This window comes from Alcanivorax xiamenensis (assembly GCF_009846745.1).
In the GTDB taxonomy this organism is placed as follows: domain Bacteria; phylum Pseudomonadota; class Gammaproteobacteria; order Pseudomonadales; family Alcanivoracaceae; genus Alloalcanivorax; species Alloalcanivorax xiamenensis.
Window position 1 is genome coordinate 59,280 of sequence record NZ_AQPF01000012.1, and the last position, 19,505, is coordinate 78,784.

At 59.3% G+C, this 19,505-nt stretch carries 24 protein-coding genes; 15 read left to right on the top strand and 9 right to left on the bottom strand.

The features are described 5' to 3' along the window. Positions 1-147 precede the first annotated feature (147 nt). Together A6D6_RS09960 and A6D6_RS09965 are read left to right on the top strand one after the other, a co-directional pair. Positions 148-333 carry a hypothetical protein gene (locus A6D6_RS09960; protein WP_159660645.1) on the top strand — a complete coding sequence of 62 codons (186 nt, stop codon included), beginning with the start codon at positions 148-150 and terminating at the stop codon, positions 331-333. Positions 334-426: 93 nt separating this feature from the next. Next, positions 427-1,404 (top strand): DUF481 domain-containing protein, encoded by a 978-nt coding sequence (locus tag A6D6_RS09965; RefSeq protein WP_133493488.1) that lies wholly within the window; start codon positions 427-429, stop codon positions 1,402-1,404. Between the two features lie 15 nt (positions 1,405-1,419). Here A6D6_RS09965 and A6D6_RS09970 read toward each other — a convergent pair whose 3' ends face one another. Then, positions 1,420-2,580, bottom strand: a complete 1,161-nt coding sequence (locus A6D6_RS09970) for an AAA family ATPase (protein WP_159660669.1) — start codon at positions 2,578-2,580, stop codon at positions 1,420-1,422. A gap of 111 nt (positions 2,581-2,691) precedes the next feature. On the opposite strand from A6D6_RS09970, the gene A6D6_RS09975 reads away from it, so the two are divergent. Further along, positions 2,692-3,327 carry a DUF1287 domain-containing protein gene (locus tag A6D6_RS09975; RefSeq protein ID WP_236564065.1) on the top strand — a complete coding sequence of 212 codons (636 nt, stop codon included), beginning with the start codon at positions 2,692-2,694 and terminating at the stop codon, positions 3,325-3,327. A 9-nt stretch (positions 3,328-3,336) separates the two neighbouring features. Here the strand turns inward: A6D6_RS09975 and A6D6_RS09980 are convergent, their stop codons facing one another. After that, the gene (locus A6D6_RS09980; protein WP_133493489.1) at positions 3,337-3,942 is read right to left on the bottom strand and encodes a 2-hydroxychromene-2-carboxylate isomerase; all 606 of its coding nucleotides are present in this window, start codon (positions 3,940-3,942) and stop codon (positions 3,337-3,339) included. 18 nt (positions 3,943-3,960) lie between these two features. Beyond that, positions 3,961-4,656 carry a glutathione S-transferase N-terminal domain-containing protein gene (locus A6D6_RS09985; RefSeq protein WP_159660646.1) on the bottom strand — a complete coding sequence of 232 codons (696 nt, stop codon included), beginning with the start codon at positions 4,654-4,656 and terminating at the stop codon, positions 3,961-3,963. 207 nt (positions 4,657-4,863) lie between these two features. On the opposite strand from A6D6_RS09985, the gene A6D6_RS09990 reads away from it, so the two are divergent. After that, positions 4,864-5,430 (top strand): TetR/AcrR family transcriptional regulator, encoded by a 567-nt coding sequence (locus A6D6_RS09990; RefSeq protein ID WP_236564066.1) that lies wholly within the window; start codon positions 4,864-4,866, stop codon positions 5,428-5,430. Continuing rightward, positions 5,427-5,900 (top strand): nuclear transport factor 2 family protein, encoded by a 474-nt coding sequence (locus A6D6_RS09995; protein ID WP_133493492.1) that lies wholly within the window; start codon positions 5,427-5,429, stop codon positions 5,898-5,900. Before A6D6_RS09990 ends, A6D6_RS09995 begins: the two co-directional genes overlap by 4 nt. A gap of 8 nt (positions 5,901-5,908) precedes the next feature. Here the strand turns inward: A6D6_RS09995 and A6D6_RS10000 are convergent, their stop codons facing one another. Then, positions 5,909-6,304 carry a VOC family protein gene (locus A6D6_RS10000; RefSeq protein WP_133493493.1) on the bottom strand — a complete coding sequence of 132 codons (396 nt, stop codon included), beginning with the start codon at positions 6,302-6,304 and terminating at the stop codon, positions 5,909-5,911. Between the two features lie 244 nt (positions 6,305-6,548). Between A6D6_RS10000 and A6D6_RS10005 the strand changes: the two genes are divergently transcribed. Continuing rightward, the gene (locus tag A6D6_RS10005; protein ID WP_133493494.1) at positions 6,549-6,971 is read left to right on the top strand and encodes a hypothetical protein; all 423 of its coding nucleotides are present in this window, start codon (positions 6,549-6,551) and stop codon (positions 6,969-6,971) included. Between the two features lie 193 nt (positions 6,972-7,164). Here the strand turns inward: A6D6_RS10005 and A6D6_RS10010 are convergent, their stop codons facing one another. Then, positions 7,165-7,740 (bottom strand): NADPH-dependent FMN reductase, encoded by a 576-nt coding sequence (locus A6D6_RS10010; RefSeq protein WP_159660648.1) that lies wholly within the window; start codon positions 7,738-7,740, stop codon positions 7,165-7,167. A 242-nt stretch (positions 7,741-7,982) separates the two neighbouring features. Here A6D6_RS10010 and A6D6_RS10015 point away from each other — a divergent pair, with 242 nt between their 5' ends. The 6 genes from A6D6_RS10015 (at position 7,983) to A6D6_RS10040 (ending at position 12,074) form a co-directional block, all read left to right on the top strand. Then, positions 7,983-8,423, top strand: a complete 441-nt coding sequence (locus A6D6_RS10015) for a GAF domain-containing protein (protein WP_159660649.1) — start codon at positions 7,983-7,985, stop codon at positions 8,421-8,423. A gap of 76 nt (positions 8,424-8,499) precedes the next feature. After that, positions 8,500-9,387, top strand: a complete 888-nt coding sequence (locus A6D6_RS10020) for a haloalkane dehalogenase (RefSeq protein WP_133492303.1) — start codon at positions 8,500-8,502, stop codon at positions 9,385-9,387. Between the two features lie 111 nt (positions 9,388-9,498). Then, positions 9,499-9,834 (top strand): zinc ribbon domain-containing protein YjdM, encoded by a 336-nt coding sequence (locus tag A6D6_RS10025; protein WP_133492302.1) that lies wholly within the window; start codon positions 9,499-9,501, stop codon positions 9,832-9,834. Between the two features lie 150 nt (positions 9,835-9,984). After that, positions 9,985-11,292, top strand: coding sequence for a short-chain fatty acid transporter (locus tag A6D6_RS10030; protein ID WP_159660650.1), 1,308 nt, complete (start codon positions 9,985-9,987; stop codon positions 11,290-11,292). 171 nt (positions 11,293-11,463) lie between these two features. After that, the gene (locus A6D6_RS10035) at positions 11,464-11,625 is read left to right on the top strand and encodes a hypothetical protein (protein WP_159660651.1); all 162 of its coding nucleotides are present in this window, start codon (positions 11,464-11,466) and stop codon (positions 11,623-11,625) included. Positions 11,626-11,714: 89 nt separating this feature from the next. Further along, positions 11,715-12,074 (top strand): SpoIIAA family protein, encoded by a 360-nt coding sequence (locus tag A6D6_RS10040; protein WP_159660652.1) that lies wholly within the window; start codon positions 11,715-11,717, stop codon positions 12,072-12,074. Positions 12,075-12,207: 133 nt separating this feature from the next. Here A6D6_RS10040 and A6D6_RS10045 read toward each other — a convergent pair whose 3' ends face one another. Continuing rightward, complete coding sequence (locus A6D6_RS10045; RefSeq protein ID WP_159660653.1) at positions 12,208-13,161, bottom strand: aldo/keto reductase; 954 nt, start codon at positions 13,159-13,161, stop codon at positions 12,208-12,210. 195 nt (positions 13,162-13,356) lie between these two features. Between A6D6_RS10045 and A6D6_RS10050 the strand changes: the two genes are divergently transcribed. Then, on the top strand, positions 13,357-14,934 hold the full coding sequence (locus A6D6_RS10050) for a phospholipase D family protein (protein ID WP_236564067.1): 1,578 nt from the start codon (positions 13,357-13,359) through the stop codon (positions 14,932-14,934). Between the two features lie 246 nt (positions 14,935-15,180). Here A6D6_RS10050 and A6D6_RS10055 read toward each other — a convergent pair whose 3' ends face one another. Beyond that, complete coding sequence (locus A6D6_RS10055) at positions 15,181-15,474, bottom strand: hypothetical protein (protein ID WP_159660654.1); 294 nt, start codon at positions 15,472-15,474, stop codon at positions 15,181-15,183. A 22-nt stretch (positions 15,475-15,496) separates the two neighbouring features. Continuing rightward, positions 15,497-16,687: an RtcB family protein gene (locus A6D6_RS10060; RefSeq protein WP_159660655.1), complete on the bottom strand. Its 1,191-nt coding sequence runs from the start codon at positions 16,685-16,687 to the stop codon at positions 15,497-15,499. A gap of 299 nt (positions 16,688-16,986) precedes the next feature. On the opposite strand from A6D6_RS10060, the gene A6D6_RS10065 reads away from it, so the two are divergent. Further along, entirely contained in the window at positions 16,987-17,616 is a 630-nt protein-coding gene (locus tag A6D6_RS10065; protein ID WP_133492296.1) for an FMN-binding negative transcriptional regulator, read from the top strand. A gap of 21 nt (positions 17,617-17,637) precedes the next feature. Here the strand turns inward: A6D6_RS10065 and A6D6_RS10070 are convergent, their stop codons facing one another. After that, positions 17,638-18,030: an MAPEG family protein gene (locus tag A6D6_RS10070; protein WP_159660656.1), complete on the bottom strand. Its 393-nt coding sequence runs from the start codon at positions 18,028-18,030 to the stop codon at positions 17,638-17,640. Between the two features lie 285 nt (positions 18,031-18,315). Between A6D6_RS10070 and A6D6_RS10075 the strand changes: the two genes are divergently transcribed. Beyond that, positions 18,316-19,485 carry a TAXI family TRAP transporter solute-binding subunit gene (locus tag A6D6_RS10075; RefSeq protein WP_133492313.1) on the top strand — a complete coding sequence of 390 codons (1,170 nt, stop codon included), beginning with the start codon at positions 18,316-18,318 and terminating at the stop codon, positions 19,483-19,485. Positions 19,486-19,505: the final 20 nt, after the last annotated feature.

Below are 19,505 nucleotides of genomic sequence, written 5' to 3' on the forward strand. Positions count from 1 at the left end.
ACCATGCCAGATGATCTTTTCTTACCGTAATTCAACACTATTTTGTGATTGTCTCGTGACGGCGCTTCGCGTCATGCAACTATTGGATTATGTTTGGCGGATCGGTGGGCCCTGAATCGGGAGGGGCTGATGCCGGAGGCAGGGACAATGACTTCCGCCAGGGACAGCGAGGCGCTTGAGGATGCGATCAGAGGCCGCGGTGCCTTTCGCCGCTTCAAGTCCCTGGTCTTTGATCTTGGCCTGGAGGATGAATGGCATCGGTTCAGGGGCGGGGCGTTGGAGGCGATGTTGGCGTACTGGATGGATTCGGAGAGGATCGAGTACGACGATTAGGCCGGGGTTGATCCCGCTTCCGCGGATAACGACAATCCTGTTTTCCATAGCGATCCCGTGAGATTGGCACCGTTGCGTCTATTCTGTTCTTTCATGGTTCTCGTGTTGCTCAGTGCCGGTGCCGCGGGCGACACCGTCTGGCTGAAAAATGGCGACCGGCTTACCGGCGAGATCGTGCTGATGGACAGCACCAAACTGCTGTTGGAGACCCCCTACGCCGGTGCGGTGCCGATAGATCGGGAGATGATCAGCACGCTGCAAAGTGACCATGGGTTGCTGGTGAAGTGGCCTGGGGGCAACGGTGAGGTCAGCAAGACGGTGGCGGCGGGGCAGCCAGGGCGGATCGTCGTCAGCAATGGCGAGGAAACCTCCGTGGAGTTGACCAGTGTCACCCGGATGTTGCGTCCCAAACCCTTGCTGCAGGACCTGGAGTGGACCGGCGACCTGGAGTTCGATATCAATTACGAGCGGGCCGAGCGGGACACCGATGACTTCGATCTGGCCCTGAACAATCAAGCCCGACACGGGCCCTGGCGGCATAACCTGCAGGCCGACTACAACCGCAAGTTCCGTGACGATGTGCGTATTGAGCAGGACTGGAGCGCCAAGTACGCGCTGGACCGCTTCATCACTCAGAGCCGTTTCTGGCAGACCCGCTACGAGTATCAGCGTGATTGGTTCGAGAACGTACGCCGACGACGTGCCCTCGGCACCGGGCCGGGGTACCAGTTCTGGGACAATGAGTTGGGTGCCTTTTCCCTGGCCTGGCTGCTCAGCTACAACCAGTTCTCCTACGCGGAAAGGAGCGACAAGGATTTCTATGCCTTGAGCATGCAGTGGGATTACACCCGCTATCTGGTGGGCAAGACCTTCGAGCTGTTCAGCCGGGGCAGCGTCGGCAAGGCCCTGAGCGGCGTGGAGGGCTATTCCGTGGATGCGGAATTCGGCGTGCGATACCGGCTCACGGACTGGGCCTCACTGAGCATGAAAGTGGAAACCGATCTGGTGAAGGATTTCTCCGAGGACCTGGATGAAACCGATTACAGTCTTGGGCTGGGCATCGGATGGTGAGGTGGCGCCGACGGTCTAGGGCCAATTCCATGGCGGGGTATCCAACAGCCCCTGGCCTCTGATCCGGGTTTCCCCAAGCTCTTTCTCCAGTTCCACGCCATGGCAATCCGGTTCCTGATTCAATGCCGCCACCAGGCGGCTGGCGTGGCTGATCACCCACACCTGGCCGTGGCGGCTGGCGCGGGCAATCAATCGCGCCAGGGCGGGCAACAGATCCGGATGCAGGCTGTTTTCCGGTTCGTTCAGAACCATCAGTGAGGGTGGTCGTGATGTCAGTAAGGCCGCGATCAAAAGCAGATAACGCAGGGTGCCATCGGACAGCTCCGCGGCTGTCAACGGACGCAGCAGGCCGTACTGATGGAAGGCGATCTTGAGCCGGCCATCGTTCAGGGGAACGATGGCCAGGCGCGCTCCGGGAAACGCGTCCTCGATGGCGCTGTCGAGCGCTTCGGCATCGCCGATTTCCCGGATGGTTTGCAGGGCCGCGGCCAGATCGCGGCCGTCGTGATGCAGCACGGAGGTGCGGGTGCCGAGCTGAACCTGCCGGGCGGGGGCGTCCTGATCGGTGCGAAAGTGGTCGTAGAAGCGCCAGCCGCGAATTCGCTCGCGCAAAGTGACCACCTCCGGTGTGGAGCGGGCGTCGGCCACCTGGCTGAACAGGCTGTCGAAGCTGTTGAGGTGCTCACTGATAACCTGCCAGTGGCCTTCGCTCCGGGTCTTCACCAGCGGACCGCCGCGGTCCACCAACACCGTGGCCGGGCGGTAGCTGGAACCGGCCCAGATCAGTTCCCGCTTGATCTCCGGGTCCAGATTGAAAGCGGTGGTGCAATCCGGTTTCGGCAGACCCAGCTCGATCAGATAGCCATAGTCCTCATCGTTGAATCCGAGGCGCAGGCGGCGGCTATGCTGGCGAGGCCCGCCCTGCACCGGCACCGAGCCGTTGCGCATGCCTTTGGTGAGGGTCTCTGGTCCGGCCCAGAACGTGGACTCCAGCCCGCCTTCGGCGGCCAGGGCGGCGATGACGTCGTCACGTGCGGTGGCGGCCAGCAACCGCAGGGCCCGGTACAAATTGGATTTGCCGCTGCCGTTGGCGCCGGTGACCACATTCAGGGGGGCCAGCGGCACGGTCAGATTCAGAACGGAACGATAGTTGCCAATGGCCAGCGTGGTCAGCATGCCGGGGATTCCCTGGTGGCGAAGAGAGGCCAGTAAAAAGGAATCCCGATAGTGTTTCAAGGCGGTGAACACGGCCTTCCTCATCACCCTCGCCGTGCTATGCTGGCGCCCATGAAAGCCGTCATCATTATTGTGAGTACCCTGCTGGGGGCGATGCCGTTACCGGTCGTGGCCCAGCCCTCGACGGAGTCCGCCTTCGTGACGGCCTTGGTCGATGCCGCCATGGCGCGAACCCGGGTATCCGTCACCTATGACGGCGGTTATCGCCGCATTGATTATCCCAACGGGGACGTGCCCGACAATATTGGCGTTTGCACGGATGTGGTGATTCGCTCTTATCGCAAGGTCGGGGTGGATCTGCAGCGTCTGGTGCACGAGGACATGAGACAAGCCTTCGATGCCTATCCTAAGCACTGGGGATTGCGCCGCCCCGACACCAATATCGATCATCGGCGCGTGCCCAATCTGCAAACGTTCTTTGAGCGTCAGGGGGCGGCGCTGCCGGTTTCCGACCGGGCCGACGCTTACCGTCCCGGTGACCTGGTCACCTGGATGCTGCCCGGTAATCTCCCGCACATTGGGGTGGTCGCCAATCAACGTTCCACCGATAGCGGCCGTCCCTTGATCATTCACAACATCGGACGCGGACCGGAATTGGAGGATCTGCTGTTCTCTTATCCCATCACCGGGCACTACCGTTATGTCCGGCTTCCCAGCCGGGAGGCATCGCATGGTGTTGCCCACTGATATGTTGTCTCAGCGGCCCCGCCGCCGCTCAATGGCGACCTGAATCAACGGCATCCGGTCATTGCCGAAGTACATGTCATCGCCGTCGATAAAAATAGTAGGTGAACCGAAGCCGCCCCGTCGTATGACGGCCTCCGTGTTCTCGCGCAGCTGGTCCTTGATCCCGGGTTCCTGGATGCCGGCGAAGAAAGCGTCCCGGTCCACGCCCAGCTGTTCCAGAATCGGGATCAACTGGTCGTCCTGGGCGATGTCCTTGCCATCGCGCCAATAGCTCTGGAACACCGCCCGGGCAAAGGGCACCAGCTTGCCCTGAGGGGCGAGCCAGAGGCAGCCGCGCATGGCCTTGACGCTGTTCACCGGAAATACCTCCGGCCAATTGATTTCCAGCCCCTGATAGCGCGCCCAGTCCCGCAGATCCTTGCGCATATAGCTCGCTTTCTGCGGTACCGGTTTTTCTCGCGAAGCGTACACGGAGGGGTTGATGGTATTGAAGATGCCGCCCACCAGGATGGGTTTCCATTCGATGCTGGTGCCGGTGTCGTTGGCGACGTTTTGAATACTCTCGAAGCCCAGATAAGTCCAGGGGCTGGAGCAGTCGAAGTAAAACTCGATCATGGCGAAATCCTTGTGGTGTTATTCGCTGGTCACGGTTTGGTTCTGGCCGAACAGGACCCGTTTGGCGTCGTCGGACATGGTGCTCTGGCGCAGCGCCTTGCCCACAGCGAGGCCTTTTTGCAGCGCTTCGCGGCCCCGCAACCGCGAGAACCAGCGCGCTACGTTGGGGAAGTCGTCCAGTGTGATGCCCTGGGCTTTGTGGGTCATCACCCAGGGAAAGATAGCCATGTCGGCGATGGAATAGTCGCCGGCCACGCAAGGGACGTCAGTAAGGGCCTGATCCAGGACGCCGTAGAGGCGCCGGGCCTCGCGGCCGTAGCGGTCAATGGCGTAGGGTACCTTCTCCGGTGCGTATAACAGGAAATGCCCGTTTTGACCCAGCATCGGGCCCAAGCCGCCCATTTGCCACATCAGCCACTGTTTGGCCCGGTAGCGTCCACGCAGGTCCACGGGCAGGAAGCAGCCGCTCTTCTCGGCCAGATACTCCAGGATGGCTCCGCTTTCGAAAAGGGAAACCGGCTCGCCGCCATCCTCCGGCGCATGATCCACCAGTGCCGGCATCCGGCCATTGGGGCTGAGGGAGAGGAACGCCGGATCGAATTGCTCTCCCTTGCCGATATTGACCGGCACGATGCGGTAAGGCAGTCCGCACTCCTCCAGCATGATGGTGATTTTCCAGCCATTGGGGGTGGGCCAGTAGTACAGATCAAGCACAAGCGTCTCCCGGAGTTATTGTCGTGGTTATGGGCGGTATACCGCCGGGTCCAGACCAATCTAAAACATTCCCACCGGTTTCGCGAAAGCAACGGGCTGAAGGAGGGGCGCCATGGGAGGGGCGGGTTGACGGAGTAGAATGATCGTTCTACTCTCTTCGCCATGACCACTCCTTCACGACAATCAACCAAACAGCGTCCGGCAACAGTGCGAGCGAAGCTGCTCGCCGTCACCGAGCGACTGATCTATACCGGCGGCATTCACGCCACCGGCATGGATCGCATCGTGCGTGAATCCGGTGTGGCGAGGAAAAGCATTTACCGCTACTTCCCCACCAAGGAAGCGCTGGTGGCGGAGGCGCTGCGTGAGCGGGATGAGCGCTGGATGAACTGGTTCGTCTCGGCATGCGAAACAGCACCGCCGGGGCCGCCACGCTTGCGGGCGATCTTCGAAGCGCTGGCGGACTGGTTTTCCCAGGACGACTTCAATGGTTGCGCTTTCATCAACGCCGCTGGCGAAGTCGCCGCCGGACCTGTTCATGACGTGGCCCGGGCCCACAAGCGCCGGCTGCGAGACTATCTTTGTTCGGTGCTGGCGGAGTGCGGTGTAACGGACGCGGCGACGGCGGCCGAGGACCTTCTGATTTTGGTCGACGGCGCGATCATCAGTGCCCGCGTCGGAGGGGATTCCCGCGCGGCACAGCGGGCCGCACGCATGGCGCATCAGCTGGTGCGGGATCAAAACGTGTCATCAACCACTGGAGATTCGTTATGACGTCCGCTTCACGCCCTCCGTTGCCTCCTTTTACCCGTGAAAGCGCCATCGAAAAGGTGCGTTTGGCGGAAGACGGTTGGAATAGCCGTGACGCTGGTAAAGTGGCGCGGGCCTACAGTTTGAATACCAACTGGCGGAACCGGGCCGAGTTCGTGCGCGGTCGGGGCCAGGCGCGAGCCTTTCTTGAACGCAAATGGGACAAGGAGCTGGAATACCGCCTGATCAAGGAGTTATGGGCGTTCTCGGAGAATCGCATCGCCGTGCGTTATGCCTACGAATGGCGGGATGATTCCGGCAACTGGTTCAGATCCTACGGCAATGAGAACTGGGAATTCGACGATGATGGTCTGATGTGCCATCGATACTCCAGTATCAACGATCTGCCGATTGGCGAGCAGGAACGCAAGTTTCACTGGCCGTTGGGGCGTCGTCCCGATGACCACCCCGGCCTGTCGGATCTGGGGCTTTAACCGACCGCTCAGGGCAGATTGAGTTGCCAGGATACGCCGAAGCGGTCGACTACCCAGGCAAAGCGGGTGCTGAATCCATAGTTATCCAGCGGCATCATGACCTCGCCTTGCTCGGACAGATTCTCATAAAGCGAGGTCAGTTCGTCTTCGCCATCGCAATCGATAAAGAAGGAGAACGAAGGCGTGAAATCGAAATCGTGGGGGATCGGAGAGTCAATACAGCGGACAACCTGCTGTCCCAGACGAAACATCGCCTGGTAAACGCGTCCGGCCGCCTCCGGCTGTGTCTCGTCATAGTGTGACAGACTGATGATCTCGCTGTCCTCGATCAGAGAGACATAAAAGCGCAACGCCGCTTCGGCATTGCCCTGGAACATCAAAAAAGGGGTGATTGCCCGTGCCATGGCGTGCTCCGATTAGAAAGGCAACAATCAGGGGTATCAGTCTAGGGCCTGTTCACGCTATTTGCATCTCGCCTGCTGGATGCAAATAGCATGAACAGGCTCTCATCAGTAGGTGTCCCCTTTTACTGACGGAACATCGCTTCCTCCCGATTGTTGACACCGGCTGGGTGGCTGTTAAAAAGGGGGGAGGGAAACAGTCTGTTTCTCGATGATGGAATAACAGAATAACTAAAGGATGAGAACCATGGATTTCAGTGATGAGCAGGACCCCTATACCCGCGACGATTTCAAAGCCGAAGTCGAAGAGGCCATTACTCGTCTGGAAAAAGCCAATGACGTGGCGCAGGAAGCAGTGAGCTTCCATCTGGCCCGCGCTTCCGGTTTGTTCTTCAGCCGTTTTGGCACCATGGATGAGTTCATGATGGCTTCGGAAGACGTGAAGATGGGTTATATCGAAGAGCTGAATGAGCGGGAGGACGAATACGCGGAAACGGACCGCTTTGCGTCCTACGCTTTTGCCCTGTTCAAAATGTGGGTGGGAACGGTGATCGAATGCGACCGGGAATTAATGGTTCTTTTCGTGGAACGACTGGGGCCGTTCATGAATCGGGGCGAGAAACTCATCCTCGAATTGCTGGATGAGGAGGAGAATGAGAAGACGCATTAGTTCCCGGTTGCCCGCTGGCCGGGCGGCTCCCCAAGCCTGCTTGTGGGCCTTGCAGCAATGAATTCGGAGATTGCTACAAGGCCGCTGTGGGAGCCAGCTTGCTGGCGAATGCGGTCTCCGGTGTCGGGTATCGCTTGCAGCGGCCCGCCGCCCGGACAAGCGCCCACAGCGGCGTCGTAGTCCGGTTTCACTGTCACGACACGCTCGCGTACGCCTCTTCCTGCCTTGCCTGGCGCAAGGCCTTCGCCCACCACCCTAATTGCGCCAGCAGCTTGGCGAGATTGCGTGCTGCCCGCTCCGGCTCACGCGGGTATCCCTGTTGATCGAATTGCTCCGGCGCATTGGGGAAGCTCACCACCTGGCGGATGGTGGCGGTATGCAGCTCCGCGAACACCAGGCGCAACTGCTCCACCGCCCGCAAGCCGCCGGACACCCCGCCATAGCTGATGAAAGCCACCGGCTTGGCCTGCCAGACGCCGTACACACTGTCCAGCAAGTGCTTCAGCGGTGCGCTGAAGCTGTGATTGTATTCCGGTGTCGCCACCAGAAAGGCGTCGGCGCGGTGCAGACGCCGTTGAATATCGATGGCGGCGGACTCAATCGGCGGCTCATCGGTGGGGGGCGGAAACAAAGGCGAGGGATCAACGATATCCAGCTCGAAGGCGTCATGATTATCGATCTCGCGAGCGGCCCAGCGGACGATGGTGTCGCAGAACCGGCCTTCCCGGATGCTGCCGTGGATTAAGGCGATGCGGATTGGCTTGGCCATGTTGTTGCTCCATTCGGATCGCGTGATGTGAATTGTGGTTGTGACTCTAAAACCTTAAGTAAGGTTTGGATCAAGGCTTGCTTTGCCTCTGGCGGCGATAGGCGATAAAAATCGCCACGTCGAAAACGGGTGAACGAATAAATGGGATTCGGGGCTGCACGGGTAGTGGCATGCAACTTGCCTACGGTTGTGACACTGATGCCGTACTTTGGTCGGTAAGATTCGCAAAGGGGGGAAGGAAGATGGGGCATCAGAGCGTTATGCAGGAAAGAGTGGAGGCGGTCCGTCAGGCGTTGGCGGTGGACGTCTGCAGTCTGTATCAGGCCTTTCCGGAAGCCGGTGAGCTGGAGTTGGTGGCCAGCGGTGGCTTGGACCCGGAAGCCCTGGGAGCGAGGATGACCTTTTCGCAGGGACTGACCGGCAAAGTGGCGCGTACCGGTCAGCCAGTGGTGGCGAGGCAGGTGGCGGACCACCCGGAGTATCACCATGTGGCGAATTCCGGCGAGGAACGCTTCAAGAGTTATCTGGGCATTCCTTTGAGTAACGGCGACCGGCTGATCGGTGTGCTGGTGATCCAGACCGTGGTTGCCAAAAGCTTTTTCCATAATGATATCCGCGAGTTACACCGAGCCGGAAGGGATGTGCGCGAGGTACTTCTGGCGCGGCGGGCAAGGCTGGAATAAGGGTGGGTTGAGTACCCTGGATGGGGGGAGGAGAATGTGGATCCGTTGTCATCAATAACCATAACAGGAGGACCGCATGCTCAGAGAACAACTGCCTTATCCAAAACACGAGAAGGTCATCCACGGCAAACGTCTGGCCTATGTGGATGAAGGGGAAGGCGATCCGATCGTTTTCCTGCACGGCAACCCGACCTCCGCCTTTCTCTGGCGTAATGTGATGCCGGAATTGGCCGGGCATGGCCGATTGATCGCCCCGGACCTGATCGGTCAGGGCGACTCGGAGAAATTACCCGCCGGAGAAGGCGCCCAGGCTTACGGCTTCGACACGGCCTATCATTATCTGGAAGGCCTTCTGGAGGCGCTTGGCTGTCATCAGCGGGTCACCTTGGTGGTGCATGACTGGGGTAGTGCGCTGGGTTTTCATTGGGCCCGTTGTCATCCCGACGCGGTGAAAGGCATTGCCTATATGGAAGCCATTGTCATGCCGGTGACCTGGGAAGACTGGCCGGAGGCCGCGCGGGGCATTTTCAAAGGGTTCCGCTCCGATAAAGGTGAGGATTTGATTCTTAACCGGAACATGTTCGTCGAGGCGGTGTTACCCGGTTCGGTGATCCGTGATCTGAGTGACGCGGAAATGGCGGAATACCGGCGGCCTTTCCAGAAACCAGCGGATCGCCAGCCTACTCTCAATTGGCCTCGGGATATTCCTATTGATGGTGAACCCGCTGAAACGGTTCGCGTTGTTCAGGATTACGCCGACTGGCTGGCGGCGTCATCGCTGCCAAAACTGTTTATCAACGCGGATCCGGGTTCAATCCTGATTGGCCGGCAGCGTGACTTTTGTCGTACCTGGCCGAATCAGACCGAGGTGACGGTGCGCGGCAGCCATTTTCTTCAGGAAGATTCTCCGGTGGAGATCGGACAGGCGGTGGCTCGCTGGCTGGACGCCATGGACGGTGCCTGAGCGATGTCATGCCGTTTCGTGGCGATCGGAGTATGATAGCCGCCCCGGGAGCGCCTCTGCTGATCGCCGGCCGCCATTCCCGCTTTCCTACGGACTGAACAGGATGCACCAGTGAGTACCTTACCTTCCTGCCCGCAATGCGGCTCCGAATACACCTATGAGGATGGCGCATTTTTTGTCTGTCCGGAATGCGCCCATGAATGGAACAGTGAGAGTGAAAGCGCCGATCAAGGCGCGATGGTCAGGGACGCCAATGGAACGGTCCTGGAAGACGGCGATACCGTGACCGTCATCAAGGACCTGAAGATCAAGGGTTCTTCCTCGGTGGTGAAAGTGGGTACCAAGGTGAAGAATATTCGTCTGGTGGACGGCGACCACAATATTGATTGCAAGATCGATGGCATTGGCGCGATGAAGCTGAAGTCCGAGTTCGTCAAGAAAGCCTGATATCACGGCTCGTTTTCGCGCCCCTGTCCCCGGGGCGCTTCCGTTCTTTTTAGTCAAAGGTCGAATTGAGGTAGGCGTGCCTCCGAGGGTTTCCTATTCTGTTGTTTAATCCGCCGTTGGCGGGATAACGATAACAACTGGGAGACCCTCATGTTGAATACCATCGCCAAACCCTTCGTGCGCCTGGTGGAACGCTATCTGCCGGACCCCTACATTTTCGTATTGATTCTAACGCTGGTGGCGTTCGCCGCCGCGATGCTGGTTGAAGGCAATTCCCCGCGTGCCGTTATGGTGATGTGGGGCGACGGTTTCTGGGGCCTGCTGACGTTCTCCATGCAGATGTTGCTGGTGCTGGTCACCGGTTTCATGCTCGCCAGCACGCCGCTTGTGAAAGGCATTCTCAACCGGCTGGCATCGCTGGCTCGTACACCGGGTCAGGCGATCTTGCTGGTGACTTATGTGGCTCTGGCAGCCAGTTGGATCAACTGGGGCTTTGGTCTGGTGGTGGGCGGATTGTTCGCCAAGGCGCTGGCCCGGCAAGTGCGGGTGCATTACCCCTTGTTGATCGCCGCCGCCTATTCCGGCTTTATTGTCTGGCATGGCGGCCTGGCGGGGTCCATTCCTCTGACCATTGCCACGGACGGGCATTTCACCGAGCAACAGATCGGTATCATTGGCACCGGTCAGACGATTTTCTCATTCTTCAATCTGGCGATCGTGGTGATGTTGTTTATCGCCGTGCCGCTGGTGAACCGATGGATGTTGCCGCCGGAGGAGGACAGCCATTATGTCGACGCTGAAACCCTGAAGGATGGTACCGAGGTGGACATGGCGGTGACGCGGCCAGCCGAGCATTTGGAAAACAGCCGGATTCTGGCCTGGCTGATCGGTTTCAGTGGTATTGCCTACTCCATCAACTACTTCGCTGGTGGCGGTGGCCTTAACCTGAATATCGTCAACCTGATGTTTTTGTTCCTGGCCATCGTATTGCACCAGACACCGCGGCGCCTGCTCAACAGCTTGCAGGAAGCGATCAAGGGCGGTGCTGGCATCGTCATCCAATTTCCGTTTTACGCTGGCATCATGGCGGTGATGACGCAATCCGGGCTGGCCGCCACTATCTCCAATGGCTTTGTTTCCATCGCCAGCGCTGACTCTCTGCCGTTCTGGAGCTTTATCAGCGCCGGCGTGGTGAATATTTTCGTGCCTTCCGGCGGCGGACAATGGGCGGTACAGGCGCCGGTGATGATTCCCGCCGCCCAGGAACTGGGTGCCGATCTGCCCAGGGTGGCCATGGCGGTGGGCTGGGGAGATGCCTGGACCAATCTGCTGCAGCCGTTCTGGGCTTTGCCGGTGCTGGCCATAGCTGGTCTCAAGGCCAAGGACATCATGGGCTTCTGCCTGGTGCAGTTGATTATTACCGGGGCGTTGATCAGTATTGGTCTGACCTGGTTCTAGCCCGCCCCTTTCGGTGACGGGCGACCATGGGCATGACCCGGTCAGGCTGACCGGGCGTGCCGGTGCGCCACCGTCGAGCTCTAATATTGATGGCATGAGTGACAAGTCGGTCAGACGCTGACCGCGGAAGTCGGTAAGCATGCGACCACCGACATCCTCGATTTCGCGGGTATGGGCTTCCACTGCCTGGCGGAAATTGGCGGCGATGTGATTGATCTCCGAAGACAGCTGGCCGATTTCCTCCGCCACCACGCCGAAGACCGTGCCGCACTGCCGGCGCGTCTGGCCGTTCTGGATGATGCCTGTTTCCTGCGGCAGGCGCAGGAAATGTGAGGAGGTTCCTTGGCCGAACCGTCGATCCGGGGGGTATGGTGAAGTTTACGTCCCCGGTAAATATTGAGGATCGCGAAAGGAAGGCCGCCATGTTGGAACGAATTGACCTGCCCGATGAGCGCATTGTCGGTTTGCGTATTGATGGCAGGATCGACCAGGAAAGCTTCGATGCGGTGCTGGCGGACATGGAGCGCCGTCTGCAGCAGTATGACACCCTGCGGGTTTATGTGGAGCTGGAAGCGCTGGGCGCCATGAGCCTTGAGACGCTGTTCAAGGATCTCAAGTTTGGTTTGGGGCACATGAGCCGTTTTGATAAGGAGGCGGTGGTGACCGACAAGCAATGGCTACATCGTATCGGTCCAGTGGTGAACAAGCTCTTTCCTTCCGTTGAGGTGAAAGTATTCGCCACGGAGGAAAAGGGCGCCGCGCTGCGTTGGGTGCGCGAGTAGCCGGGAAGTCCTTATGATTCAATCGATTGAGTATGTCGGGAGCCGCCGGCCCGCGCACCGGCTGGCGGCTCCCCTGTTACACTCATCCTGCCGTTGAGTGGTGCCGCCACGGCCACGGCTTTTGGGTTGGGCGTCACTCGTCCCAGAGGTTTTCCAGGGTATAGGGACTACCGGGCTGTGCCCAGTTGGCGCCGGATACGTAACGGCGGTGTTTATCCAGGGCGGCGATGCGATCCATGTCACCGCCATCCAGTTCCAGGTCGGCGGCGGCCAGGTTCTGGCGCAGGCGCTCGGGATTCACGGATTTGGGAATCACCGCGGTACCTCGTTGCGTGGCCCAGCGAATCAACACCTGAGCGGGGCTGGCCTGATGCCGTTCGGCAATCTCCATAATCACCGGATCTTCCAGCAACACCGGTTCGTCGGCGGCCTTGAAAGCCTCTGGCCGGTCAAAGGACCCCAGTGGCGAATAGGCGGTCAGATGAACACCGTTGGCGTGGCAAAACTCCAGCATGCTGTTCTGTTGCAGGTAAGGGTGCAGTTCAATCTGGTTCATGGCGGGTTTGATCCGCGCCGTTTCCAGCAGCGCTTGCAGCTTCCTTATGCTGAAATTGGACACGCCGATGTGGCGTGTCAGGCCATCATCGACCAGGGCCTCCAGAGTTGCCCAGGTAGCGGCTATCGGGCGCTCCTCCAGCGACAACAGATCTTCTCCACTATGGGGGAAAATCACGCCGGGTTTATGCGCCACCGGCCAGTGGATCAGGTACAGATCCAGATAATCCAGACCAAGGTCGGACAGCGTTTGCCGCAGTGCCGGAGCCACTTCCTCCGGGGCGTGGGCGCTGTTCCACAATTTCGAGGTGATCCATAATTCCTCACGACGCACTTCGCCAGCGCTCAGCGCTTCGTTCAGCGCCTGGCCCACTTCCTTTTCATTGCCATAGATGTGGGCGCAGTCGATATGACGATAACCCGCACGGAGGGCTTCGCGTACCGCCTGATGGACTTCTCCGGGCTGGGACTTCCAGGTACCCAGGCCGATAATGGGCAGGGTGTCGCCGTTTTCAAAAGCAAGCGTTTGCATGGAGTGACTCCTTGACCTGTGTGTTGTCGTCCTGTTGGTGGGGGCACGCCCGCCGCTGGCGGGGGTGAAAGGTAAAAAAGGAAGGCGTTCCAGGTTAGACGAGAGACGCTGGTTTTTGAATGTGGCTTTATCGGGAATCGTTGCCTGATTCTGCTTGATGGCGTGCGGCCGATTATGATGCAAGGAGAATGACCTTTGACCAGATTCGCGAGGCCTGAAGTGATGGCGGGCCATGGGCTATGGAGCCTGGTGCTGCTTATTATGCTGTTGGCCCTGACCGGGTGTGCCCGGCTGCCTTCCCTGGATGGACGTACCGACACCGTGGCGCTGCCGCCGGAGTACGCGCGGACTTCCACCATGGGCAAAATAGTGACGCCGCTGGCGGAAGCCCACCCCGGCAAGAGTGGTATCCATGCCCTGGCCGACGCGCGGGAAGCCTTTGCCGCGCGCATGCTGTTGGCGGACGCCGCCGAGCACACCCTGGATATTCAGTATTACATCTGGCATGCCGATATTACCGGGACCTTGCTGTTCGAAGCGCTGCACCGGGCCGCTGATCGTGGTGTGCGGGTCCGGTTACTGCTGGATGACAATAATACCGTTGGGCTGGATGAAATTTTGTCGGCTCTGGATGCTCATCCCAATATCGAGGTGCGGTTGTTCAACCCTTTTGTTTTGCGTTGGCCGCGGGCCCTGGGTTTTATCACGGACTTCTCCAGGGCCAACCGGCGGATGCACAACAAGTCCTTCACGGTGGACAATCAGGTAACGGTGGTGGGTGGGCGCAATGTAGGGGATGAGTACTTCGGCGCCACCGACGGACCGTTATTCGCGGATCTGGATGTGCTCGCCATCGGGGCGGTGGTGAACGATGTTTCCGTTGATTTCGACCGTTACTGGGCCAGCCGTTCCTCCTATCCCGTCGACCGCATATTGCCAGACAAGTCGGTGCCCGATCTACAGGCGCTGACGGCATCGGCATCGCGTATGGAGCATACCCGCAAGGCGGATATCTATATACGGGCCTTGAAGCAATCGGAGTTGGTTACCCAACTGCGCAATGACAACCTGCCGTTCGAGTGGGCCGATACCAGGATGGTGTCGGACGATCCCGCCAAAGGACTGGGGGAAGCCGCGCCGGAAGGACTGCTGATGGGGCAGCTGTCGGAGATCATTGGCACACCCGCCGCCAGCCTGGAACTGGTTTCACCGTATTTCGTACCCACCGCCGCCGGGGTGGAGGCGTTTGCCGCCCTGGCTGGAAGTGGCGTGCAAATCCGGGTTCTGACCAATTCCTTGGAAGCCACGGACGTGTCCGCGGTGCACGCGGGGTACGCGAAGAGGCGTCGGGATCTGTTGTCCGCCGGCATTCAATTGTATGAGATGCGTGCCACGGCGGGCGGTGTGGAGCGCAATAAAAGCGCGGGGCCTTTTGGCAGTTCCGGCTCCAGCCTGCATGCCAAGACCTTCGCCGTGGATCAGCAAAGAGTGTTTGTCGGCTCTTTTAATTTTGATCCGCGCTCCGCCAATCTCAACACCGAGCTGGGGTTTGTCATTGAAAGCCCGGCATTGGCCCAAGCGGTGGACCACGTTTTTGAAACACGGGTGCCGGAAGGCGCCTACCAGGTCAAACTGGATGAAAGTGGCGAATTGTACTGGCTGGAGAAGAGTGCGGAGGGGGAACGGGTTTACCACAAGGAACCCGGGGTTGGACTGGTTAAACGCTGGGGCGTGTGGCTGCTGTCCTGGCTACCGATCGAATGGTTGCTATGACGGAGTGGATGCTTCGTATGTTCGAAAAGAGACATGCAGAAAAGAGCCTCACCGCACTTTACCGGGAAGTCTCGCTCCAGCCGAGGCGCCACGGGCCAAGACGGGATTCAGGAATCAATAGCGGAGGTTAAGGCCCCCGCAAGCCCATTCGCCAGCAGGCTGGCTCCCACAGCGACTTCGAAGCCCTTCCAGGCCAGCGATCGGAAAAGCGCTGGCGCTAGCCCCTCACCTCGAAGCGGAGCCGTGTTACGCCTTTGCGGAACCTGCTTCACGACGTTCCCGCAAAGGCGTAACACGGCTCCGCTGTCCCTGATGGAAGGCAATACGGTTTCCCTCCAAACCGCGATGAACCAAAAAAGAGGGGCCATCGGGCCCCTCTTTGTTCTCCTCTTCTTGTTGCCAATCGTCGTAGTCCTCCAGAGCATCCCGCCAGTCCAGGCGGGGGCGTACCGCCTGCCGGCCGGGCTGATGGGGGCCACCCTTGCGCATTAGCGGATTGCAGGCCGCCGGATTGCGCATCGGTTTACGCATCTTCTTCATACCTTTCTCCCGTCGCGGGCTTTCAGCCCTTTACACATAACACCTGCTTCAGCGTGTGCACGATATCGACCAGATCGGTTTGATCCGCCATGACCCGGTCAATGTCCTTGTAGGCGCCGGGAATCTCATCCAGAACCCCTCTGTCCTTGCGGCATTCCACGCCCCGGGTCTGAGCCTCCAGGTCGGAGCGGCTGAACCGCCGTTTCGCCTCGCTCCGGCTCATGGTGCGGCCAGCACCGTGTGAGCAGGAACAGAATGACTCGGCATTGCCTTTGCCGCGAACAATATAGGACCGCGTGCCCATGCTACCCGGAATAATGCCGAGCTGATCCCGGGCAGCGGCAATGGCGCCTTTGCGGGTCAGGAACAGGTCCTGGCCAAAATGCGTTTCCCGTGCCACATAATTGTGATGGCAATTAATCGCTTCCTTGCTGACCTGAAACGGAGGCAGTAAGGGGCGCAGCGCCTCCACTACCAGCCGCATCATCTCGCGGCGATTGGCCAGAGCATAATCCTGTGCCCATTCCACCGCGTGCACATAGTCATCGAAATGCTCCGCGCCCTCCTGAAAGTAGGCCAGATCCCGATCCGGCAAATGCAGTTGGTGCCGTTGCGCGTCCTTGCGCGCGAGACTGATGAAGTAACGGCCAATCACATTGCCGATACCGCGGCTGCCGGAGTGCAGCATCACCCATACCGCCTGATTCTCATCCAGGCAGAGTTCGATGAAGTGATTGCCGCCGCCCAGGGTGCCCAGCTGGCGCGCCCAGACGTGGGGCTTCTGCATCTTGGCGATGCCCGGGTGCCGGCCGATGATCCGGTCCAGCCCCGCACCCAGCTGATTCACCGACTTGCGTTGCACGGTGGGCTTGTCGTGATGGTTGAAGCCCACCGGTACCGCCTTCTCGACGGCACCGCGCAGCCGGCGCAAATCATCCGGCAGGTCAGCGGCCTTCAATGTCAGACGCACCGCGTTCATGCCACAGCCGATATCCACCCCGACGGCCGCGGGGATGATGGCGCCGGCGGTGGGAATCACCGAACCCACGGTGGCACCGATGCCAGCGTGCACATCGGGCATGGCGGCCACGTGATGATGAATGATCGGCAACTGAGCGATATTGATGAGTTGGTTCAAGGCACCGTGTTCGATCTGATCGGTATAGATCTTGATCGGTACCCGGCCTTTGTTGATCACCTGTTTGACTGGCATGGTGTCCTTCCAGTATTGCTTTGCGGGCAGTGCCCGCCTCCTTGTTGCGTCTTCCACCACGCCATAACGGAAAAACCCTGATGAACAGGGTCCACCAGGGTTTTCGGCAGGCCGCTGGAAGACGTTGTCACGCCTTCCAGTGGTCTCAGGAAGGCGTATTAGTGTTGTGAGCTCTTAAACTGTGATTTCATGGGGCCTCCCTGTTAATGTCGGGTTGATAGCAATGAGGATGCGCATAATACGCCGCCTGCGCGGTGACGCAACCCCCCTTATCCTTGATTCGTGAAGAGGCCTCAAAAGTGTATCAACCCCGTGCCTTCAGGCAGACCGAAGCCGCCGCCCTGGACGACCTGATCCGGGACTTTCCGTTCGCCACTCTGGTGATTGAACAAGACGGGCTGGCCGCCAATCATCTGCCGCTATTGCTGCGGCGGCACGCCGATGGCCGGGCCACACTGGTGGGACATCTGGCTCGAGCCAACCCAATGTGCGATGACCAGTTTGAGCCGGTTTCGGCCCTGGCGATCTTTCATGGCCCACAAGGTTATATCTCTCCCAACTGGTATCCCAGCAAGGCTCGTGACGGGCGGGCGGTACCGACATGGAATTACGCAGTGGTGCATGTGCGCGGCACGCTGGCGCTGGAGCGTGATCCGCGCTGGCTGAGGGCCCTGTTGAATCAACTGACCGATCACATGGAATCGGGCTTCGACACGCCCTGGCGGTTGCAGGATGCGCCGGAGGAATATTTAGAGCGGATGATTGCCGCCACGGTTGGCGTGCGTCTGGAAGTACGGGAGATCGAAGGCAAATGGAAGCTCAGTCAGAATCAGCCGGACGAGAACCAGAAAGGCGTGATCGCCGGGCTTGGGCGGGAGCGCCAGCCGGAGCTGGCGGCCTGGGTGGAAAAGGTGGCGTCTGGTCGCTGAGCGGCGTCTCCAGGCGGGCGATCAGTGCGCCAGCCACCACCAGATCAGTTGCAATCCCATTGCCAGCATCACCACCCAGGTGATGACAATACCACTCTGGCGGCCCAGGTTGACGGTGGAGGGACGCGCCAGGCCCCAGGCGTGAAGCAGGCGGCCTGTAAAAAGGGCGGCTCCATAGAGGTGAAGGAGCGTGGCGCTGGTGCCCAGGTTCTCCAGAACAGCCAGGCCGATCAGAACGATGGGAATGTACTCAGTGGCATTGCCATGGGCGCGAACCGCCTTCTGGAGTGACGGGTTGCCGCCATCACCGAGTGAGACGTGGCCGCTTAGCCGGTTGCGAACCACGTTCGCGGCCAGTGCCAGCAATAACAACATGAGAAGCCCGGTATAGAGGGCGGTGATGGCGAGACTCATCGATTTACTCCGATTGGATTCCGTTGACGGATGATAGAACGATGGTCATTGAAACCGTCAGTTATTTCGGGCCTATAGTGGGCCTCAGCCGCCCGCTGCTCTGGAAGCCATGAAGGGGATGGGTTGGGTCAACCGATGTGACATACTATAAGGTTTGTCCGCGATTGAATTTTGCCGCGCCCAGTATCTCGGTATAAGCTGAGTAGATAAATTTGAATGCTGTTCCGCTATGCGGAATGCATAAGCCATTTTATTACAACAACAGTGAATCGGGAGAGCACACTGATGGGTGTTTTGAAGTCGACCTCCATTCTTTTTTCCGCCCTTGTTACAGGCACTTTGATGGTTTCAGGCAGCGCCTTGGCCGCCGAGGACGTCAGATTGCCCAAAACTGTCGCCATGACCGCTTACGGCACGGGATCCGGCGGTTACACACAGATGGTGTCGATCGGTAATCTGCTGAAGAACGAGTATGGAGTTTCTGTCCGTATTCTGCCTGGTGAAAATGATGTATCGCGGATGACACCGTTACGTACCGGCCGGGTGCCGATGTGCGCCTGCGGTATTGCCAGTTACTACGGCTCGGAAGGGGTGCTGATGTTCGCCAGCAAGGAATGGGGGCCCCAGCCGATCCGTGTGATCGCGACTTCCACCGCCAGCTTCGGTCTGGGCCTGGCGGTGGCAGGTGATCTTGATGTAAAGACTCCGGCGGACCTGAAAGGCCGGAAGGTGTCATATATCCGTGGCGATGACGCAAATAATCTTGGTACCGAGGCCTATCTGGCATTTGGTGGTCTTACCTGGGATGACGTTGAGAAAGTGGAGTTCCCCGGCTATGCCCGCACCTTTGACGGGGTTGTTGCCGGGCAAAGTGATACCGCCTTCACCATGACGGTGACTCCGGTGGCGCAGCAGTTGGCTGCCAGTCCTCGCGGTATCAACTGGCCGACTCTGGACCCGAATGATAAGGAGGGCTGGGACCGCCTTAAGGCGGTTGCGCCGTATTTCCAGTCCCACAAGGTGACGTCCGCTGCGGGGCTTGGAGAAGGCGAGATGTGGCAGGGTGCCACCTACCCCTATCCGATTCTGGTCAGCAATGCGGATGAAAAATCCGGTTTGGCCGGTTCCTTGGTCAAGGTACTGATTGAAGACTACGACAAGTTCAAGGACGCGGCGCCGGGCAACGCCGGTTACGCCTTGGAAAACCAGAACATGCAGTGGGTGATTCCGTTTCACGACGAGGTGGTGGCTTACTACAAGGAGATCGGCCACTGGACCGACGAGATGCAGGCGCATCAGGATCGATTGGTGGAGCGTCAGGGGATCCTGCAAAAGACCTGGAAGGCTTATACCGAAGGCAATCCCCCGGAAGATGACGAGGCATTCCGCAAAGGATGGATGGAAGCCCGGGCCAAGGCATTGGAAGCAGCAGGTATGAACCCGGTATTCCGTTAACCGACGCATAGGTAGTAAAC

What these genes read in the sequence shown, in the direction of transcription:
- A6D6_RS09965 (WP_133493488.1), top strand. Translation starts at nt 427, where the DNA reads ATGGTTCTCGTGTTGCTCAGTGCCGGTGCCGCGGGCGACACCGTCTGG.
- A6D6_RS10000 (WP_133493493.1), bottom strand. Translation starts at nt 6,304, where the DNA reads ATGGCACGGGCAATCACCCCTTTTTTGATGTTCCAGGGCAATGCCGAA.
- A6D6_RS09980 (WP_133493489.1), bottom strand. Translation starts at nt 3,942, where the DNA reads ATGATCGAGTTTTACTTCGACTGCTCCAGCCCCTGGACTTATCTGGGC.
- A6D6_RS09995 (WP_133493492.1), top strand. Translation starts at nt 5,427, where the DNA reads ATGACGTCCGCTTCACGCCCTCCGTTGCCTCCTTTTACCCGTGAAAGC.
- A6D6_RS10035 (WP_159660651.1), top strand. Translation starts at nt 11,464, where the DNA reads ATGGGCTTCCACTGCCTGGCGGAAATTGGCGGCGATGTGATTGATCTC.
- A6D6_RS09960 (WP_159660645.1), top strand. Translation starts at nt 148, where the DNA reads ATGACTTCCGCCAGGGACAGCGAGGCGCTTGAGGATGCGATCAGAGGC.
- A6D6_RS10075 (WP_133492313.1), top strand. Translation starts at nt 18,316, where the DNA reads ATGGGTGTTTTGAAGTCGACCTCCATTCTTTTTTCCGCCCTTGTTACA.
- A6D6_RS10045 (WP_159660653.1), bottom strand. Translation starts at nt 13,161, where the DNA reads ATGCAAACGCTTGCTTTTGAAAACGGCGACACCCTGCCCATTATCGGC.
- A6D6_RS10040 (WP_159660652.1), top strand. Translation starts at nt 11,715, where the DNA reads ATGTTGGAACGAATTGACCTGCCCGATGAGCGCATTGTCGGTTTGCGT.
- A6D6_RS09970 (WP_159660669.1), bottom strand. Translation starts at nt 2,580, where the DNA reads ATGCTGACCACGCTGGCCATTGGCAACTATCGTTCCGTTCTGAATCTG.
- A6D6_RS10055 (WP_159660654.1), bottom strand. Translation starts at nt 15,474, where the DNA reads ATGAAGAAGATGCGTAAACCGATGCGCAATCCGGCGGCCTGCAATCCG.
- A6D6_RS10060 (WP_159660655.1), bottom strand. Translation starts at nt 16,687, where the DNA reads ATGCCAGTCAAACAGGTGATCAACAAAGGCCGGGTACCGATCAAGATC.
- A6D6_RS10020 (WP_133492303.1), top strand. Translation starts at nt 8,500, where the DNA reads ATGCTCAGAGAACAACTGCCTTATCCAAAACACGAGAAGGTCATCCAC.
- A6D6_RS10010 (WP_159660648.1), bottom strand. Translation starts at nt 7,740, where the DNA reads ATGGCCAAGCCAATCCGCATCGCCTTAATCCACGGCAGCATCCGGGAA.
- A6D6_RS10070 (WP_159660656.1), bottom strand. Translation starts at nt 18,030, where the DNA reads ATGAGTCTCGCCATCACCGCCCTCTATACCGGGCTTCTCATGTTGTTA.
- A6D6_RS10005 (WP_133493494.1), top strand. Translation starts at nt 6,549, where the DNA reads ATGGATTTCAGTGATGAGCAGGACCCCTATACCCGCGACGATTTCAAA.
- A6D6_RS10015 (WP_159660649.1), top strand. Translation starts at nt 7,983, where the DNA reads ATGGGGCATCAGAGCGTTATGCAGGAAAGAGTGGAGGCGGTCCGTCAG.
- A6D6_RS09975 (WP_236564065.1), top strand. Translation starts at nt 2,692, where the DNA reads ATGAAAGCCGTCATCATTATTGTGAGTACCCTGCTGGGGGCGATGCCG.
- A6D6_RS10030 (WP_159660650.1), top strand. Translation starts at nt 9,985, where the DNA reads ATGTTGAATACCATCGCCAAACCCTTCGTGCGCCTGGTGGAACGCTAT.